Origin of the sequence: Paenibacillus oryzisoli, from assembly GCF_050467285.1 — a bacterium.
Taxonomy (GTDB): domain Bacteria; phylum Bacillota; class Bacilli; order Paenibacillales; family NBRC-103111; genus Paenibacillus_E; species Paenibacillus_E oryzisoli_A.
In genome coordinates this window covers 1-19958 of record NZ_JBCMUN010000031.1, presented here as the reverse complement: position 1 = coordinate 19958, position 19958 = coordinate 1, and the positions used below count along the sequence as shown (strand labels likewise).

Here is a 19958-nt window from a genome sequence, read left to right as displayed (position 1 = left end):
CGGCAGAAGATAACAGGGCACTTGGATGTACTTTGGAATTTCCTTGTTCGAATACAAATTTAAGTAAGACATACACCAATAAAGCTGTGTACAACTGGCCATAAACGGCATTTGGCGTTGTTCCAAATATCGTCGGTATATTTAAATCGTCTACAGAGTAGCATAATTAAGCCCACATGAACATTTTTTAAGGGGATTCCCTCCGCTTTGTTTGCTGTACGATTTTTCCTTGTTTACACATAAAAAAACGGCACAGGGATATTCCCCGTGCCGTTTCAAAAATTGTTCGCAAATAATAATGTTTTAGACTGAAGTTGTCGATATAGTAAGGTTTTCGAGTTGAAAAAATCGTTGAATCATCAAAAATAAGTATTAGACTGAACCATCTTCTAAAAAATTTCATTATACAAATCGAATAATAAAGTATTAGACTAAGCACTTGTTGAACTAGTATACCGTTCTATAATCTTAATATCATTTGAATTCAATTCGTATAATTTATATACAATCTGATTCAGTTTACTTTCATAATGACATAAATCAATGCTATTTTCACAATTTTCAATTTGATTAACTACTTCCACTAATTCATGAAACACATTACTAGTTTCAGACTTTAAAATAATAGGATAATTCTTCATTGTTCCAGTCTGAAATCTAAACTTATGTGAATGTATCTTATTCGGGTTCTCTTTTTTATGAAAAAACTCTATAACTTTACTATTCAGAATTCCAATAAGATATTTATAATTATCTATATTTTGATCTCTGTTTAATGTAATCCCATACACAGTACCGTTGCAGAAGAAACCTTTAGTGTCTAATACAAAAGTGCACTTCGAAGCAATATCAGGGGTAATAATCTTAATTTGTTCAAACGTCTTATGCGATACTGGTACCCATAATTCATACCATTGTTTACCACTATCCTTAAAATATTCGCGGCTCTCAAGATCAACTTTATGAGTATGCAAATATCTTTCTACATTTGGGAATTTTTCAAGCTGAACAGGAACGGTTTTATCCAATATCTGCTTATAAGGATAAATTATACTCGTATCAGTGTTTTCTCTATCGCCTGTCCAATTAACTGTCCATCTTTTTAAATTTATTCCCCTTAATAGAGGCTTAATAAGTTTTTTCTCAAGCTTATTTTCTTCGATAAATATATTTGTGATTGGTTTGCAATAGACACTATCAGCTGTAGTTTTTATACCAACAAAAATATTGGACAAATCACCTAGCCTTTCTGTTTTCACATTTTCTTTAATCTTTATGAAAACATCTTCAGAAAATGCATCAGCATACCGCCAACTATCTTGAATCTCTACACTACCAATTGTTTCAATTGTAACGATAGAGTCATCTAACACTCTTACTGTATTAAGGATAGGGGTAACAACATTTTTAGTTTTTGTGAAAAAAAAAGCAGATGATAACACCGCTGCATCAAAGGGAAATACTTCCCTCAAATCAAGCACAAGTAATAACGTGGAGGTTTCTTTTACAAACTTTCTTATACCTTTACCATAAGCTGATGTCATAAACATATCTGAGCAAATTATACCTATGTACCCATCGTTTTTCGCCATCATTATTGCCTTTTCAATAAAAATAGTATAGAGATCATACCTTCCTGTACATGATTTATATTTTTTCGAAATAAGTTCTCGACTTTGTATATCAATCGATTGATATCTTAAAAATGGCGGATTGGTAACTACAACATCGAAATTATTCTCTTTTAAGATTTGATTGTCCGATAATAAACTATTTAAATTATAGATCGGTAATTTCAAGTCACAATTAAATTCAATTTTCGAACGTAATAGTTCCATTAACATCCGCACTTTAGAAATAAAACACGCAATTTCTTGAATATCTACACCAACTACAAATTCCCCTGCACTGAGTCTGTTTAAAAAATCAGCTGAATCCCCTGAATATCCTTCTATACCTCTTCTTAAAACTTCAACAATGAAATTTCCAGAGCCACATGCTGGATCAATTATTCTTAACTCATCAATCTTTTTGGATTGTTCTTTCCTTAACTCAAGCAATTGATTAACTATATATTCCACTAAATCAGTTCTTGTATAATGCTCACCCATTCTTTTTCTATGTGAATCTGAAGAACATAATAAATATATACTTCCTAAAATATCTTGCGTTGTATCCAATGGAGGATTATTAATTAACCAATGCATAATTTCGATATTACTTATTTCATTTGCATCGAAAGATACAAAAAGCTCTTTATTGATTCGATACATAGCTTCATGTTTTAACTGTCTTAGATCAAACTGATTGATCGTTTCAGACCAAGTATTTAATTTAATAAATTTATTGAAATATGCAATTAAATATAGCTGAACAAAACTATTAATTTTCCCCGGTCCCAATTTTTTCAAAAGTGAACAAGCCTCAATTATATACTCTGGGATGTTACTATCCGTTTTTATCACTTATGATACCTCACAGATCTCCTTGATTGATTCTTGTAACTTATTAATGAATTTACTATAAACATTTTCCACACATAGTATTATTTTCTTTTGGGAACAAGCCCATGAAAGTGTACGAGATATATTCTCTTCACTTTCTTTATTAAAATACGAGGTTACTATAAAACCATCAAAAATATCACAATAAGTAGACGAAATTTTTTCTACCGTCTCCTTGGTTACCTTGTTAAATTCTTTTGAATTTCGTTTTGATTCAATCGGTATTATGTAATCCTTTTGCATTTCAATGTTTCTCACCAATAGTAAGCAATCGATATCTCTGGTTGCATTTTGAGCATTTTTTTCAGATAATAAATCAAATTGATGATCGATCTTTATATCGATAATTTGTAAAGCATATCTAGATTCATTCCATGACGATTGTATTTTTATAAGTGCTTCCTCGACAAAGTGTTGATGCCAATACGATCGGATGTAATAAAGCAAATCATGATGAGTAGAAAAAATCCTTGTAAACTGTGCTTGTTGTATCCTCTTAGGATCAGTTTTATTTTGTTCTTTGTAAACAGTTCCTGTCGATAACCCAAACCAGACCATATTAGATAAATGATTTTTATCTATGCGATAAAATGGCAAAAGAAATTTTCCTATATTTTTATCATGGGATAAATCAGAATATTCTTTTTCAGATACATACCCTTTGCCGCATAATTTTGACAATAACTGCATCATATTTTCCGCTGATTCAGTATTCTTGGTTGTTTTGAGAAATTGTTTCATTAGATCATTTTCTGCAATAAATGAATCTGTTGTTCGGTAGCCACTAGATATTTTGCGATTTAATAGACGATTCCACTTTAAATTATCTTTAAAAGTTATTTCTCCAAAATTCTCCGAGAATTTATCTATAATGGTTTTAACAATATCGTATTGAAATGTTTTGATTCTTACTTGAAAGCCTGTCTCTCTCTTCATGTATCCAACAAAGCAAATACCATAAAGCATATCCAAGCAAAAAATAGCTACATTTTTCATTCGTATATCATGTATAAGTGGCATGCTAGAATCAAAACTATATTCTAAATTTTCAAAATGAACATGCTCGAGATCGTACTCATGGACCCTACCAAATACTTGTAAAAAATCGATGAATTTCTCTTCTTCTAAATCATCATCATTTATTACAAGATCAAAAATAAATTCGTCACACTCAATTAACTTTAACTCTAATATTTCTTCATCTGGATCCATTTCAAAAGAAGGATTGTTATTAAGAATATTTTCAAAAATAGCTTCTTCTAATTGAAGAATGTCTGAGGAATTCGGTCGATCCTTCTCCTCAAATAGAGCTATATTCTCTACCACAATTCTAGATACTAATCCGCACTTTTTAATTAAATCCTCAAAGTTAAACTCAAATAAATCACATCTTAGTTCTAGTAGTATCCATTTATTCTTCATTGTCATTCCTCACAGTAGCAGTTACATTATCGAATATTGGCCTTACCCTTTGAAGTAGATTTTCTCTTAATCCAATATCTTCAGCTATCATAAATGCTAACAGGTCATACATATAAGCTTCTTCGATCCCGATATCAATAATTTCAGGATGTAGCTTCATAGAATTTATCAAACTGTCATTTCTTGACTCAAAGGAATATACAAAACAAAACTTAGGCATAACTGCAAAATCTTCTAGATTTATTTCATCTTTCATATTTAAACAATCATCAAATTTCCCAACCAGTATCTTACCGCTTTTGGCCGGTGAAATATAAAAGATAAACGGTAATGTATTCTCTTTTAGTGTTTCTATTCTAGATACATCCTCAGATTTCTCAGTTAATTTTGCTAAACTAAAACCGACTTCTGGCAAAACCTTCTCTAAAGCAGATTTAAATTTTGATTTTTTTATTTTTTCATTTGATTTCTCCCAATCTAGTCGAACTAAATTGATGAGTTGACTGTATGAATCTTCTGATTTTTTTAGTTCCGGTGGTGTCTGTGTTAACAAGGGATCTTCCTCAAAATGTAATGAGAATAAATCCAACTGACCAACCTGTCTTGTCGGCATGATGCTCTTAGATTTTGGTGGAAGGTATGGCCGATTTTCCCTAATTTCGTCCATTATTATGATTAAAGTTGAGACTGCTTTTCTATAGTTAATTGCATGTGTCACATCTAATCTTTTTAATAGTGACTTCGGAATATCTAAAACCATATCTTTTGTAATTTCAAAATCATATGCCTTTTCATAACGAACGATTAAATGACTCAACAGTTTCTTCAGATTGTCATTAGATAATGTAAATGATTCCAATTCAACCATATGTGGTTCTAATCTAGTCCACATTGCAGTCTCAATATTTTCTTCTTTTTTATTTCCCTTCGCGTACTGCTCAGTGAAAGCTGCTATGAATGAAGTTCTTTTAAATGCAGGTCCTGCGGCGTCATAAAATTGTTTAAAACTTTGAAAAAATACTGTTCTAGCTCCCGCGGGAAGCCCGTATGCATGTTCAAACTCATCCAATATGATAATAAGTAATTTATCTTCTCCAGAATGTTCGGTAAATAACTGTATTACCTTAAGATAATCTTGGCTTGTTAGTTCATTAATCTCCAATAATTTTAACTCTGTTTTTCCATAACTATTGCCTAATACTCGAATTGACGCCGCTTCCAGATCTGGATCATGTGATAATTTGAATAATAATTTCGCTAATTCATCAGAAACATTTAATTGATTACGTATTACATCAAGTTCATTATCAAGGTTATTCCCTTTTTGTCTAGATAAAGAATTCTTTGCTAAAAAATAAAAGGTATTACGAAATTGTTGATAATACTTAGCAAATATTTCAGAAACAACTGTTTTTATAAAATTCCGTTTATATCGCTCTGTTTCTTCCACTCTTAATTTGATAATAAAGAAATCTTGTGAATTCCTCTTGAAGTGGGCATGGATATGATTTAAAAAGTGAGTTTTTCCATCACCTATAACTCCTTTGAGTACAATGCAAGAAAAAGCATTCTCACGAAGAGAATGTTTTAATTTTGATCGTATTTGGCCCTTTGCATCATGCTGATTTATAAAGAAAGTCGGTTGCTCAGGAGGCTGGGTATTTCTCATTGCATTTATTTCAATTCTACAATTCTCATCTGTTAGATTATTAGTATTATAGTCTTCGAATAGATTATCAATGTGTTGCAAACTGAAATCCTTCAATTCTGCACCCCCATTAGAATAATGTGTCTTCTTCAATAATATAATTCAACAATTTCATGAAATAATAATTCTTGTTATTAATTACATAATACCCCATCCCTGCAAATTCCACATTAGCAGTTGTAAAGGAAATATTTCTTGATAATAAAATATCCGTATATAGACTATTAAGATATTTTTGAAATTGTTCAATAGAGTAGTTATGTTCCTTTATTACATAATCACGTAATAGCACTATGGGGATAGGTTCACCTATTCTCTCATGGCTGGTATGAAAATAGCTTTCTTGGAGTACCTTTATAAATTCATAGTAATTTTTATAATTATAAAATGGATTCTCCAATATAAGAGTACTATCAGATATACAACAGCTTATTAGACGTTTAATTGCATATATTTTTTCTCTTCCCGTTGCTAATTTCTCACTTTTGTAACCCATTGAGTAAATAATACTTAATAAAACAGGATTATCTATTTCCATAAAGTTATCAATGCTAAATAAGTCATTACACAACTGGAAAAGTGATGGTTGCTTATATATATAATAAAGTAATAATTGTGCTAAGTCCTTATCCATATCCATATATAACTGTGTCTCAGAAGAGAGCATAATATTATTCATTCCCGATAAAACACCTAGATCTCGAAGATTCCTTATCGTTATTTCCGATCTTGATTTTCTTTTACCATATAGCTTCTGAACTAAAGCAGCAGCGTCACTTTTACTAATAGGTTGTACTTTCTCAATTTCAGATAGTAATTGAGCTAATTGTTCTAAATTCGGGGGGAATTCATAAAGAGGATATATTTTCACAACTCTCACCTCCTAAGAAACATCGATAATCCAAGTTTATCGATGTATTGATTCAGTGTCAATAATTTATCTGTACTTAATAAATTGTATTCACCATATCTGTCCACTATATTCATATGGAATATAATTTTTTAATCCTTATCTCCTAAACAAACTGAGTCAAGCCACACTAATAAGAATATTGAAGATGGTGTAGATTTAAGCCTAGGTAGATAAGAAACAGGCTTGAAAGTGATTAGGTCCAAAATCTATTTTATCCTTCTAAATTCAATACTCTTGGACTATTTTTCCATATATTCTTTCTGCCCAAGCATCATTATCATCATTTTGATAATGCTTTAACTTTTGGATATCTAAATTAATACAGCTATTTAAAATATATTGATCCCAATGTCCACCTTTTTTCACTACTTCCTCTAATAGATACTTAAGGTTCTGTTCAATATCCGAGTGAGACAGTTTGTTCTTAATCGTTAAAATTAATGTCGAGATAGACCCAACCATCCGGACGGGCCATCTCAAGAAATGCAAAGAACCCCGAAATTATGAAAAACATAATTTCGGGGTTCAGATGCATGATGTAGTCTTGAAGTTCTAGTTGGATGAATTACCCGAGCAGAGTCAGTCTAATACTTTATTATTCCAGTCTACAACTTTATTATTGGCGGACAAAAATCACCTCTTACATACCAATCCCTACTCCACCGTCACACTCTTCGCCAAATTCCGCGGCTTATCCACGTCATTCCCGCGCGCCAGCGACGCGTAGTAGGAAATCAACTGCAGCGGCACCACCGACAGCGCCGGCGTCAGCACATCGAGCGTTTTCGGTATCACGAACGTGCTGTCCACCGATTTCTGCAGCTCAAGCTCGCCTTCCAACGCGATGCCAAGAACGTTCGCGCCGCGCGCCTTCACTTCCTTGATGTTGCTCACGGTTTTCTCAAGCAGCTCATGCTGCGTCGCGAGCGCGATCACAGGAATGTCATCTACGATCAACGCAAGCGTGCCGTGTTTCAATTCTCCAGCGGCATATGCCTCGGAGTGAATGTAAGAGATCTCTTTGAGCTTCAGCGAGCCTTCGAGCGCCACCGCGTAGTCCAGACCACGGCCGATGAAGAACAAGTTGTCGTGCTTCGCCATCTCTTCCGCCACGCCTTTCAGCGCCTCGGACTGATTCAAAATCTCTTCCACCTGACCCGGCAGCTCTTTCATCGCCGCGATCACGTCAGCCACTTCCTCAGCCGTTTGCGTGCCCAATTCCTGTGCCATATACAAGCCCAACAGGTAGAACGCGATTAACTGCGACGTATACGCTTTTGTCGACGCCACCGCGATTTCCGGTCCTGCCCATGTCGTAATAATGTCATTCGCTTCACGCGCCACGGAGCTGCCGACAACGTTCGTAATCGCCAGCACGTGCGCGCCGCAACGCTTCGCTTCACGCAGCGCAGCCAGCGTATCCGCCGTTTCGCCGGATTGGCTCACGACGATCACCAACGTATCTTTCGTAATAATCGGGGAACGATAACGATATTCCGAAGCCACATCCGTCTCAACCGGAATGCGGGCCAATTTCTCGATCACATATTTGCCGACCATCCCGGCATGGAACGCCGTACCGCACGCAACAATGTGCACACGGTTGATCGAACGCAGTTGTTCCGGAGTCATGCTGATCTCATTCAAAACAACACTCCGGCCGTCCGGAGAAATACGGCTGCCCATCGTATCACGGTAAGCTTTCGGCTGATCGTAAATCTCTTTCAACATAAAATGGTCAAATCCGGCTTTTTCCGCGGTCACAATATCCCAATCGACATGGAACATTTCCCTGGAAATAAAATTCCCCTCTAAAGTCATCAATTCGACACTATCTTTCGTCAACAGCGCCATTTCCCCGTCGTTCAGAATGAACACGTTGCGCGTATACTCGAGAATCGCCGGAATGTCCGACCCGATAAAATTCTCACCTTCACCGATCCCGATAATAAGCGGGCTAGCTTGACGTACGGCAACCAGACGATCTGGTTCATACTCCGTCAACACACCCAGCGCAAAAGCACCTGTCATCTGTTTCACGGCCTTCTGCACGGCTTTCAGGATGTCTCCCTCGTACAGGCTCGCGATCAAATGCGAGATAACCTCCGTATCTGTTTCCGATACAAACACGTGGCCCTTCGCGATCAGCTCTTCTTTCAGCGCAATGTAGTTCTCGATAATGCCGTTATGCACGACGGAGAACTTCAAGGAATTATCGGTATGCGGATGCGAGTTGACATCCGATGGCTTCCCGTGGGTTGCCCAACGCGTATGTCCAATGCCCACATTCCCGCTCAGCGGCGTTTCATCCAGCTTGGATTCGAGGTTTGCAATGCGGCCCTTTGCCTTCTTAATTTGCAGGCCATCCGCCGTATACACCGCTACACCCGCGGAGTCATATCCGCGATACTCCAGCTTTTTGAGGCCTTCCAATAAAATCTCCTGAGAATTACGCTTTCCAATATAGCCAACAATTCCGCACATAGTTAATAAACCTCCAATAAGTTATAAGCCCCTTCACAAGGCTGTTTGTCAAAGATCATCACGAAATAAAACCATCTATAAGAACGATTGCTACCATTCACTATTCATCAAAAATGGATGTTGGATCCTTGTCTGCCCGGTCGCCCGCGCAATTTTGCTCTCCAACTTAACGGCATTCCTGTGTGCCGGAAGGTCCCCGCCGAATGTTTCGAACACCTTCACCTCGTCAACTCGCCGCGCAGCAGCAGCAACTTCTCCCTGCTTTTCCGTCCCGCTCGCGAGTCCTGGCGCTATTTAAACCTGGTACAACTTCTGCCCTGCCTTTCCTGCTTGAGTAACTACATCATATGCATTTTTCACGAAGCATGCAACCACTATTTGCTAGAGGTTCAAAAAGCCGTCTTTTGATCACGAAGAGAAGTCAGGAAGCGAATTCGGCGTCGAATCTTGCGTTCAGCTTTGAACTGCGATGCTCATGTAGTTTTGCCTACACTCCGCTCCTCCTTCTTCAGCTTCTCGCAACCTTCTCGGTGCCGAAAAGCCTGCTTTTTGAACACGTACTTATGCCATCCCCAAGCCCGCCCATAACAGGCGAACCTGGGATTCCATAAACGCAATTTTACACCAATTGCTCTTGAATCACTTTCGCAATATCGTGCACGTAAGCTTCGACTTGTTCCTTGTCGGGGCCTTCCGCCATGACGCGGATCAGCGACTCCGTACCGGACGGACGCACAAGCACGCGGCCATTGTCGCCGAGCTCGGCTTCCACCTTGCGGATCGCTTCCTCAACCACCGCATTGCCTTGCAGCTTGCTCTTATCCGCAACGCGCACATTCACCAACAGCTGCGGGAATTTGCGCATGATGCCTTTCAGCTCGCTCAGCTTGCGGCCGGACTCGACCAGCGTATTCATCAGCTGCAGCGCCGTCAAAATGCCATCTCCCGTGGAGATATAGTCGAGGAAAATCACATGCCCCGACTGCTCGCCGCCCAAGTTGTAGCCGCCTTTGCGCATGGCTTCCATCACATAACGGTCGCCTACGGCCGTTTGTAAAGCCTTCAACCCCGCTTTTTCAATCCCCTTGAAAAAGCCGATATTCGCCATCACCGTCGTCACGATGGTGCCGTGGTTCAGCTTCCCTTGGCGATTCAGCGCATCGCCAAGAATGCTCAAGATGAAGTCGCCGTCGACTTCATCGCCGTTCTCGTCGATCGCGATCAGCCGATCCGCGTCGCCATCAAAAGCCAAACCGATGGCTGCGCCATGCTTAACCACCTCGGCACGCAAGTGCTCCGGGTGGGTTGAGCCGCACGCATCGTTGATGTTCCGCCCATTGGGCTCCGCCCCAATGGTGATCACTTCCGCGCCAAGCTCGCGGAAGACAGCTGGCGCCAGCTCATAGGCGGAGCCATGCGCGCAATCAAGAACGACCTTGTATCCATCGAACTTCGCGGATACCGTCTCCTTCAAAAACGCCAGATAAGCCAGCTTCGCATCAGGCTGATCCGTCACAGTGCCAATCTCGCCGCCGACAGGGCGAGGCAGTTCATCGACAGCTGCGTCCAGCAGCTGTTCGATTTCATTTTCCGTCTCGTCCAGAAGCTTGAAGCCGTCCCCGCCAAAAAACTTAATCCCGTTATCCTCAACCGGGTTATGCGAAGCCGAAATCATGACACCGGCATCCGCGCCCAGCGTTTTCGTCAAATACGCGACCGCCGGCGTGCTCACCACACCGATTCGAATAACGTCCACGCCGATGGACAATAGACCGGCCACGAGCGAGGCCTCCAGCATCGGTCCCGAAACCCGCGTATCGCGGCCGATAACAACCTTCGGATGCTTCGCTTGTCTCGTCAGCACATAACCGCCGCAGCGGCCTACTTTATAAGCTAATTCCGGTGTCAGTTCGCCATTGGCGACGCCGCGCACACCGTCCGTACCAAAATATTTCCCCATTTTTAACTTCTCCTCTTTCTCTATCTCCCATTATGGCGCCTTCGTTTTTTCACTGATTTCAACGCTTGCTTTAACCTCTTGTGGAACAGCCAACTTCACGTAAGTCGGTAAGTTCATCGTCACCTTCAGCTCATGCTTGCCCGGCGGTAAATTGCTTACATCCAGTATCGCTTGTATATCCTGAACTTTCAATTGGTCAATGATGGCAGGAGCACCCTCAACGGTAATATTGAGGTTCCCGGTCTCCGGCTGCACCACTTTCGTGACGTAATTCTCATTGCCTCCGATAATCGTAATCGGTACATTCTCGATCGCCTTCGTAACGGACGGAACAATTTCCACATGCACCGTGACTTTGGCCGGATCTACCTGTGTTACTTTATTCCGGAGAGGAATGTCCTGTGTAAAGTCTTTCGTTTCTGTCAAATCCTGCAAACTCAGCTGCGGACCTTGGTAAAACTCCAGACGGTCCACGACATCTTGCGTTCCATACACCGTCACCTTGTCAGGGGTCTGCGTCACCATCGCAACCGCATAGCCCTTCGGTGGCTCGCCGCTGATTTTGAGTTGGAGCGGAATCGTCTGGAACGGACTTGTAATCGGCACTTCGATATCGACGACGGAAGGATTGAGGTTAATGTTTTGCGTCAATTCCTTGCCATCTTTGTCGTAAGCCTGCAGTCTGACCTGCTTCGTGACCGCCGATTGCGCTTTATCCACCGATACTTCGCCGCGGACATTCTCAATCTTGTCAAGCTGACTCGTCGGCGCCGTAATATACACCTTGGCCGGCTTGATGATCGGTTGTCCCGCTTTCAGCCCTTCTGATGGCGTGCCTTTCACATTAATGACGACAGGCACCTCTTTCATCTGCAGCTCTTCAATCACCACATGTACTGTTCGCGGCACAATCGTGACATCGACATCCGTCGGAAAACCGACAGGCGTCAGCATAAGCTGGTGATCCCCTTTGCCCACCTGCGTCAAATCCAGCTGGATTTGGTACGAATTGCTCGCAGTCACTTTTTTGACCGCCGATTCTTTCCCTTTAATCAACACCTGTACGTTCGCAGGCTCCAAAGTGGAGAGATAATAATGCGTGTTATCATACTTCGTGGTAATCGACACATTATTAATCGTTTCCTCGCGTTCACGAATCGGCGAGCTTCCGGAAATATTCGTCTCTTCCATATGTACGACAACCCACAGCAAAATTCCTATCACAAGCGCGACAACCCGCACCACATTCGTATTACGCAGCCATTTATCCATTTGAACGCCCCCACCACTTCAAGAATGGGTTCTTTTCTTTCGCTTTCGCCTTCGGCTTCAGCTCTTCGAACAGCTTCGCGATCAGCGATTCTTCTTTGATATCCCGTACGATATGCCCGTTCATCGACAGCGAAATTTGGCCGGTTTCCTCTGACACGACAACACACATCGCATCCGACACCTCCGTCATTCCAATCGCCGCCCGGTGACGCGTACCTAATTCCTTGGATATGAAAGGATTTTCAGAAAGCGGCAAATAGCAGCCCGCCGCCATTAATTGCCCTTGGCGAATAATCACCGCGCCGTCGTGCAGCGGGGTATTCGGTATGAAAATATTAATGAGCAGCTCGCCGCTGATCTTGCTCTCGATCGCGATGCCCGATTCAATATAATCCGTGAGCCCGGTCTCTTTTTCAAAAACAATTAACGCCCCTATTTTTCGCTTTGCTAAATAATTCGCGGCCCTAATGACCTCGCCGATCCGTTTATTCACGTCCTGGTCCTCTTCCGAGGAAGCCCGGCTGAATATTTTCCCCCGGCCCAGCTGTTCCAGCGCTCTTCTGAGCTCCGGCTGAAAAATCACGATAACCCCCAGCACCCCAAACGTAAACGTTTGATTCATCATCCACTGCAGGGTGCTCAGTTGAAACCAGATACTGACCGCCCATGCGATCACGACGACAAGAATCCCTTTCATGAGCTGAATGGCCCTTGTCCCGCGTACGAGCAGGATCAGTTTGTAAATCACATAGCTGACGATTAGAATATCTACAATATCCTTAGCCGATATGCTCGTGAGTAAATCCATAGTAGACTCCCCCAGGCGACTGAACCTTTGTTCTCTCTGTACCTAGAATCATATCATAATCCTATGTATACTTCTATTTTTCCGGCCTTTCGCGGCAAGAAATGGTTCAATTTTCCTATAGAACACAACAAAAACGCCCTCCCCTAGCAATCCGCTAAGAAGAGGACGTAAGATTATGACGTCAGTTCGTTCACAAACTCGCCAATCTTGTACCATACCCAGCCCAACGCTTCATCGACTTGTTTGACTTGCCCCGAAATGTGAGCCGTTGAAGCCAAATTCAGCGAGCCGTCAATGACGACGAGATTCCCCGTCACGTCTCCCTCAACCTGCAAATTTCCCCGTTTCACCACGAGATCGCCATTCACCGTATGCCCTTTCGGCACAATCACCGTATCGCCTTGGATCACGACCTCCTGCAGGTTCGTTCCCTGAACCATCAAGCCTGCGTCATTGTTCCACATCGAGACATAGCTTCCGAACATCACCACGGCAAAAACCGCCGCAACCGAAGCCGCCGGATGTCGGCGTACCCAATTCATCCAGGAGTTCCGCGACTTCTCCGGCGGCAGTCCGCTCATAATCTGTGCGGTAAGCCCAGATGGCGCTTTAATGGATGGCAGCATTCTAACCAAGGCGTCCGTCTTCTCCAATTGCTTAAACGTTTCGTGGCACGCCCTGCAAGCGAGCAAATGCTCCTTCAACTGAATCGATTCGGGCCCTCGCAAATCACCGTCGAGATATTCATGTATGAGCGGGAGGGCTTCCTTGCAATTCATGTGCAGCCACCCCTTTCTTGGATAATAAGCATGATGTCTGCGCAGGCCGTCCATACCAGCTCACGCAACTTGTGCATTACAATACGTATGAATTTTGGAATTGTTTCACTTTGGAACAGGATTTGTGCTAACAAATTCTTCCTCCTGCTCCAGCTTCTTGCGTAAGTACTCCCGGCCGCGATGCACACGCGTTTTGATCGTCGTTACCGGCATATCCAGCACATCGCTGATCTCCTGCAGCGACATATCGTGCAAGTAACGCAGCACAACGACTGACTTATATTTTTCAGGCAGCGAAGCAATCGCACGGTGAATCTGCGCCTGCGTCTCCGAGACGATCAACTGCTCTTCGGGCGTATCGTCGTCGCTTGGCAGCATCGCATAGAAATCCGCGCCTTCGCCATCGCTCATTTCTGCATCGAGTGAGTACGTATTTCGTCTGCGACGGAGCTTATCGATACACAGATTCGTGCCGATGCGAAAAATCCACGTCGAAAACTTCTGATTCTCATCATAGCGATGCAAATTGGTATACACGCGCAGGAACGTCTCCTGCACCGCATCCTCGGCTTCTTGCTTGTTATTCAGCATGCGGTAAGCTAAATGAAAGATCTTGTCCTTGTAGAGCTCTACAAGCTCGGCAAAAGCGTTCCGATCCCCATTTCTGGCCAGCTTAGCCAGTCGTGCTTCAACAAAGTTCAATGCATTATCCTCCGACTTCTCGACAATTCAAATCTCAATCTTATCTATACGCAGTCAGGCCTTTTTATTTTCAGAAATCAGAATTCCGCCCAAAATAAATACCATCCCGACCCACTGGATCCAACCCACCGGCTCTCCTAGAATCAGCAAGGCAGCGATGATCGCTACCGGCAGCTCCACGGACCCCAGCATTGCAGCCAGCGTACTGCCAACTCGCGGTATCCCGATATTAAAAGCGATCGTCGGCACCACCTGCCCCAGAAAGCCCAGCAGCAGGCCCCAGAGGATGAGCTCCCCGCTGCCTGCCTCCACAAAGACGGTTGGCGGATACAGCACATACATAATTGGCAGCGAAGCCGTCAGCATAATGGCTGAATTCATCAGGGGCGGAAGACTGCTTGGAATCTGGCCCGTGAAAAAAAGAAACAAACTGTACGTCAGCGCCGATAACAGTCCGTACATGACGCCCAGCGGGCTGAGCTGCCCCCAATCCGTCTCAAGCACGTTCACGGCCAGCAGCGTCCCCACGAAAATCAACACAATCGCGAGCAGCTCCGCCTTCCGCGGCAGCCGTCTGCGAACGAGACAGTCCAATCCGATCGTCATCCACGTGAACTGGAACAGCAGAATGATCGAAAGCGACGCATTCAGCTCATTCAGCGCGATATTATAGAACACCGTCGTCAGCAGCAGCCCGAAAATCCCCACCAAGCCGAGCTTCACCCAAGGCCCTTTAAAAGGATTCACCCTGGACGGCTTATGGCACAAAATAAGGAACCAGACGAACAGCGTCCCCATTGTGACTTGCGCCGGCGTTATTTGACCATCGGTGAACCCTTGGCCGTACGCCAGCTTAATGAACGAAGACAGCAGCCCATAGGATGATGCTCCGATGATGACGAACATAATTGCCAACCAACGCCCCATGTTGCGCGCTCAATCCTCCAGTCGACGGGTACCTTACGAGAAGGAAAGAAAAGCCGGAATGCCTGCATCTGCAAGGCCCCCGACTTTGTCATCCTGTCATGTATCCGTATCGTTATGTGCGTGGGATCAGCCTGTATTCCGAAGTCCTGCGGCAATCCCGTTAATGGTGAGCAGAACTTCCCGCAGGAGGTCCGTGTCATCTTCATTGTTATCCCGAAGTGAGCGCAGCTCTTTGAGCAACTCGACTTGCATGTAGCTCAGCGGATCGACATAAGGGTTGCGCAAGCGAATGGATTCCTGAATAACAGGCACGTTATCCAAAATCTCCTGCTGACCCGTAATTTGCAAAATAATCGAAGAGGTTAATTCATATTCTTCCTTAATCAGGTTGAAAATACGCTCTGCGATCGGAGAATCTTTCACCAGACTGCCGTATTCCTTCGCAATCAGCAGATCGGCTTTGGCCAGCGCCATTTGCAAATTGTCGAGCATTGTCTGGAAGAACGACCATTCTTCGTACATTTGCTTCAGTACCGCGAGATTAGCCGCATCCCCCTGATAAAAGCTTTGGAGGCCCGTGCCCGCCGCATACCAAGCCGGCAGCAGATATCTCGTCTGCGTCCACGAGAATACCCATGGAATCGCCCGCAGATCTTCGAATTTATCGCTGTTTTTCCGCTTCGACGGACGGGAACCGATGTTCAGCTCACCGATCTCCGGCAGCGGCGTCGATTCCTTAAAGAACGTCAAGAAATCGGCGTCTCTGAAAATCAGATCCTGATACTTCGTCTGCGCCTGCTCCGAAATGCCGCGCATAATGTTCTCCCACTTGTCTTCCAGCGGGTGTCTTTGCGGAGAGCGGGATTCCTTGGACGCCGAGATCAGCGCGAAAGTCGCCTGCTCCAAGCTGCGGTATGCAATGCCCTGCAAGGAATAACGGGAGGACAGCACCTCTCCCTGCTCGGTAATCTTGATCCCACCGCCTAGCGTCTCAACGGGTTGCGCCAAAATGCTTCGGTTCAGTGGCATGCCGCCCCGACCGAGTGCACCGCCGCGGCCGTGGAAGAACTTCAGCTTCACGCCGAATTTTTTCGCTGCTTCCGTAATGTCCTGCAGCGCCATCCGCAGTTCCCAGTTCGCCGTGATCACGCCGCCGTCCTTGTTACTGTCGGAGTAGCCCAGCATGATTTCATGCAGCTGTGTCTCCGGATCCAGGCTCGCTCTGTACGCAGGAATCGCGAGCAGTGTGCTCATGATGCCAGGCGCCGCGTGCAGGTCATCGATCGTTTCAAAAAGCGGCACAGACTGCAGCGTGCTCTTCACGCTTCCGTCGCTCTCTCTGCGATAGAGACCCGCCTCTTTCGCGAACACAACGACTTCCAGCATGTCGCTGGCGCCCTGTGTCATCGAAATCAGGTACGAGCTGATGCAGCCCTTGCCGAATTCCTGCTGCGCTTTGTGAATCGTGTGATATACATTCAGGCACTCTTGCGTACCTTCGGAATATTCCAGATAAGAAGATGTGATTGGACGCGGATCGTTCAGCACGCTCGTCAGCAGCGTAATTTTCTCCTCTTCGGACAGCTTGCTGTAGTCGTTTGTAATGCCCATTTTCGCCAAAATTTCCGTCATGGCGTTCTCATGCTCTTTACTATGCTGTCTCACGTCCAGCGTAGCCAGATGGAATCCAAACAGCTCGACTTGGCGAATCAGCTTTTTGATATAGTTGTCTGCCACGAAATCCGCGTAATGCGAACGCAGACTCTCATCCATAATCGTCAGATCGTGAATGAACTCTTCCGGGCTGTTGTACTTCTGCGAGGCAGATACGTTCGCATTGCCCGTGTTGTTCACTTTTTCGATCATGTACGTTGTTTTGATACGGTACGGTTCCTTCTCATTGCGCCATACGTCCTGCACATTGCCGAGCGCTTCTTTATCGCTTTGGATGGAAGTTAGCAGCGCATCGCTGACTTTCACGATATTTTTGCTGAAACTCATATGCTCGAGCGAATCCTTCAAAATCTCGCCATACTTCTGAATCGCCAGCTGTCTATGCAGACCAAGTGTTTCCCAGGTCACATTGGCTTTTACTGATGGATTACCGTCACGGTCGCCGCCGATCCAGGAACCGAACTTGAGGAAGGAAGGCACATGCCACTTCTCTTCCGGATAATACTTATTGAGGCAGCGCTCCAGCTCATGATAAATTTCAGGCAGAACGTCGAACAACGTCTCGTCAAAATAGTACAACCCATTGCGAACCTCGTCGATAACCGTTGGCTTGCGGTCGCGAAGCTCGTCGGTTTGCCACAGGTTCAGCACCTCGCCCAGCAGCTTCTCACGCAGCTGCTCGCGCTCGCGGTACGTCAGCATCGGATTGTCCAGCTTCATCATCCCATCGGAAATACGCAAGTTGATGTCCAACACTGCACGGCGCATCGCCTCTGTCGGGTGAGCTGTCATCACTAGCTCCAACGAAATCGCCTTTAAAATTTCACGTACTTCACCAGTAGGCGTATTCGCATGCTTCAGTTCCTGTACGATGCTTTCAATCGAACCTGGCTGCACCGACTCGCCGGAAGAACGCTCATAATCTCGTTTACGACGAATCCGGTGGTTCTGTTCCGCAATATTAACCAATTGAAAATAAATAGCAAACGCACGAATCACTTGATGGCGAATATCTGAATTTAACGAAGAAATCGTATTCTTAAATTCATCATAAATCTCCAAGACATAGTGTGCGCGCAAAGACTTGCTCATTTCACGAATCCGTTCTACGACATCTAGCAGCTCATTGCCACCTTGATGCACGAGTACCTCGCCTAGAATATGCCCGAGAAAGCGGACATCTCTGCGTAGAAAGTTGTTCGTATTCTGCTTCTGTTGACCAACTTCAGTTTCAACCATAACTTTCCACCTCAACTATTCACTATGTTGCATTAATGCTTCTCTCTGGAAAAGCTACACGCTACAAAAACTCATTTCAGAATATTTTACCACAATCTCCGCTTCACACATAGTGTTTCTCCAAAAAAAGAAGTATTATTGTCATGGTAATTTATGTATTGGCGGTTATCCCAGGACGGAAATGCGCAGATTTATGGAAGAAATCCGAGTTCATTTGATACGTGCCTTAGCTGTTATCTTATTAGTTGAAGCGCCGTTACACTACCCTGAATTACAATTCATCCGTCGACTCGTCTCATCACAGCCCCCCCATAAAATGCCCCATGACACAAAAGCTTCTCTGATTTGTTAAATTTTATGCATATGAAAAAAAGCCACCCGAAGGTGACTTTTTCGTTAAGCGGGCGGCGGGAATCGAACCCGCGCGATCAGCTTGGAAGGCTGAAGTTCTACCATTAAACTACGCCCGCGTGTGTTTATCGGGACGACACGATTTGAACATGCGACCCCCTGCTCCCAAAGCAGGTGCTCTACCAAGCTGAGCTACGTCCCGATAAAATAAGTTGTAAAAATGGCGCGCTCTGAGAGATTCGAACTCCCGACCTTTTGATTCGTAGTCAAATGCTCTATCCAGCTGAGCTAAGAGCGCATCTTATGGAGCGGAAGACGGGGATCGAACCCGCGACCCTCGCCTTGGCAAGGCGATGCTCTACCGCTGAGCCACTTCCGCATAATATTGGTGCGCGTAGAGGGACTTGAACCCCCACGGTCGCCCGCTAGATCCTAAGTCTAGTGCGTCTGCCAATTCCGCCATACGCGCACGTTCTTGCAAGCAGTTAAATGGTGAGTCATGTAGGATTCGAACCTACGACACCCTGATTAAAAGTCAGGTGCTCTACCAACTGAGCTAATGACTCATAAAAGGAAACTGGGGATCTAGGATTCGAACCTAGGCATGACGGAGTCAAAGTCCGTTGCCTTACCGCTTGGCTAATCCCCAACAGAAACATGCCGTCGAGAGGACTTGAACCCCCAACCTACTGATTACAAGTCAGTTGCTCTACCAGTTGAGCTACAACGGCATATAGTTTCGGGGTCCCCGAAAAGTAATCGGAAACTCCATCTTGATACCACTTCACTTTTTTGGGCAAAGTGGTGGAGGCTGACGGGATCGAACCGCCGACCCTCTGCTTGTAAGGCAGATGCTCTCCCAGCTGAGCTAAGCCTCCATGAAATGCTTATTTAAATGGTGACCCGTAGGGGACTCGAACCCCTGTTACCTCCGTGAAAGGGAGGTGTCTTAACCACTTGACCAACGGGCCGCAATCATAAAAAAACTGGAGCTTCCAACCGGGATCGAACCGGTGACCTCATCCTTACCATGGATGCACTCTACCGACTGAGCTATGGAAGCAATGGCTCCCCGAACAGGACTCGAACCTGTGACAACTCGATTAACAGTCGAGTGCTCTACCAACTGAGCTATCAGGGAACAGTGCTTGGCAACGTTCTACTCTCCCAGAACCCTGCGGTTCAAGTACCATTGACGCTGGAGGGCTTAACGGT

The 19958-nt window shown here is 44.2% G+C and carries 13 protein-coding genes and 12 tRNA genes; all 25 read right to left on the bottom strand.

Annotation, left to right across the window (positions count from 1 at the left end; all coding sequences use genetic code 11):
- Positions 1–431 precede the first annotated feature (431 nt).
- Positions 432–2465 (bottom strand): Eco57I restriction-modification methylase domain-containing protein, encoded by a 2034-nt coding sequence (locus tag ABE504_RS31545; RefSeq protein ID WP_430096532.1) that lies wholly within the window; start codon positions 2463–2465, stop codon positions 432–434.
- The gene (locus tag ABE504_RS31540) at positions 2466–3926 is read right to left on the bottom strand and encodes a hypothetical protein (RefSeq protein WP_430096530.1); all 1461 of its coding nucleotides are present in this window, start codon (positions 3924–3926) and stop codon (positions 2466–2468) included.
- Positions 3916–5691 (bottom strand): hypothetical protein, encoded by a 1776-nt coding sequence (locus tag ABE504_RS31535; RefSeq protein ID WP_430096529.1) that lies wholly within the window; start codon positions 5689–5691, stop codon positions 3916–3918. Before ABE504_RS31535 ends, ABE504_RS31540 begins: the two co-directional genes overlap by 11 nt.
- A gap of 13 nt (positions 5692–5704) precedes the next feature.
- On the bottom strand, positions 5705–6505 hold the full coding sequence (locus ABE504_RS31530) for a hypothetical protein (RefSeq protein WP_430096527.1): 801 nt from the start codon (positions 6503–6505) through the stop codon (positions 5705–5707).
- A 267-nt stretch (positions 6506–6772) separates the two neighbouring features.
- On the bottom strand, positions 6773–6913 hold the full coding sequence (locus tag ABE504_RS31525) for a hypothetical protein (RefSeq protein ID WP_430096525.1): 141 nt from the start codon (positions 6911–6913) through the stop codon (positions 6773–6775).
- 288 nt (positions 6914–7201) lie between these two features.
- Positions 7202–9031: a glutamine--fructose-6-phosphate transaminase (isomerizing) gene (gene glmS, locus ABE504_RS31520; protein WP_430096523.1), complete on the bottom strand. Its 1830-nt coding sequence runs from the start codon at positions 9029–9031 to the stop codon at positions 7202–7204.
- Between the two features lie 619 nt (positions 9032–9650).
- Positions 9651–10991, bottom strand: a complete 1341-nt coding sequence (gene glmM / locus ABE504_RS31515) for a phosphoglucosamine mutase (protein WP_430096521.1) — start codon at positions 10989–10991, stop codon at positions 9651–9653.
- A gap of 30 nt (positions 10992–11021) precedes the next feature.
- Positions 11022–12263 carry a CdaR family protein gene (locus tag ABE504_RS31510; RefSeq protein ID WP_430096519.1) on the bottom strand — a complete coding sequence of 414 codons (1242 nt, stop codon included), beginning with the start codon at positions 12261–12263 and terminating at the stop codon, positions 11022–11024.
- Positions 12256–13071, bottom strand: coding sequence for a diadenylate cyclase CdaA (gene cdaA / locus ABE504_RS31505; RefSeq protein ID WP_126139605.1), 816 nt, complete (start codon positions 13069–13071; stop codon positions 12256–12258). The genes ABE504_RS31510 and cdaA overlap by 8 nt, the downstream gene beginning before the upstream one ends.
- Before the next feature lie 173 nt (positions 13072–13244).
- A complete protein-coding gene (locus tag ABE504_RS31500) occupies positions 13245–13850 on the bottom strand; it encodes a zf-HC2 domain-containing protein (protein WP_430096517.1) in 606 nt (201 codons plus the stop codon).
- A 105-nt stretch (positions 13851–13955) separates the two neighbouring features.
- Positions 13956–14552 (bottom strand): RNA polymerase sigma factor SigW, encoded by a 597-nt coding sequence (gene sigW / locus ABE504_RS31495; RefSeq protein ID WP_430096516.1) that lies wholly within the window; start codon positions 14550–14552, stop codon positions 13956–13958.
- A 54-nt stretch (positions 14553–14606) separates the two neighbouring features.
- Positions 14607–15479, bottom strand: a complete 873-nt coding sequence (locus tag ABE504_RS31490) for a DMT family transporter (protein ID WP_430096514.1) — start codon at positions 15477–15479, stop codon at positions 14607–14609.
- Positions 15480–15605: 126 nt separating this feature from the next.
- The gene (ppc, locus tag ABE504_RS31485; protein ID WP_430096513.1) at positions 15606–18392 is read right to left on the bottom strand and encodes a phosphoenolpyruvate carboxylase; all 2787 of its coding nucleotides are present in this window, start codon (positions 18390–18392) and stop codon (positions 15606–15608) included.
- A gap of 399 nt (positions 18393–18791) precedes the next feature.
- A tRNA-Gly gene (locus tag ABE504_RS31480) sits at positions 18792–18862 on the bottom strand.
- A 9-nt stretch (positions 18863–18871) separates the two neighbouring features.
- Positions 18872–18945, bottom strand: a tRNA-Pro gene (locus ABE504_RS31475).
- A gap of 19 nt (positions 18946–18964) precedes the next feature.
- Positions 18965–19041, bottom strand: a tRNA-Arg gene (locus ABE504_RS31470).
- Positions 19042–19047: 6 nt separating this feature from the next.
- Positions 19048–19122 (bottom strand) — tRNA-Gly (locus tag ABE504_RS31465).
- 7 nt (positions 19123–19129) lie between these two features.
- Positions 19130–19212 (bottom strand) — tRNA-Leu (locus ABE504_RS31460).
- Between the two features lie 21 nt (positions 19213–19233).
- Positions 19234–19309: transfer RNA gene (locus tag ABE504_RS31455), tRNA-Lys, on the bottom strand.
- Positions 19310–19320: 11 nt separating this feature from the next.
- Positions 19321–19392: transfer RNA gene (locus ABE504_RS31450), tRNA-Gln, on the bottom strand.
- A 9-nt stretch (positions 19393–19401) separates the two neighbouring features.
- Positions 19402–19474: transfer RNA gene (locus ABE504_RS31445), tRNA-Thr, on the bottom strand.
- Between the two features lie 71 nt (positions 19475–19545).
- Positions 19546–19621, bottom strand: a tRNA-Val gene (locus tag ABE504_RS31440).
- Between the two features lie 18 nt (positions 19622–19639).
- A tRNA-Glu gene (locus tag ABE504_RS31435) sits at positions 19640–19714 on the bottom strand.
- Between the two features lie 16 nt (positions 19715–19730).
- Positions 19731–19806 (bottom strand) — tRNA-Thr (locus ABE504_RS31430).
- A gap of 2 nt (positions 19807–19808) precedes the next feature.
- Positions 19809–19884 (bottom strand) — tRNA-Asn (locus tag ABE504_RS31425).
- Positions 19885–19958: the final 74 nt, after the last annotated feature.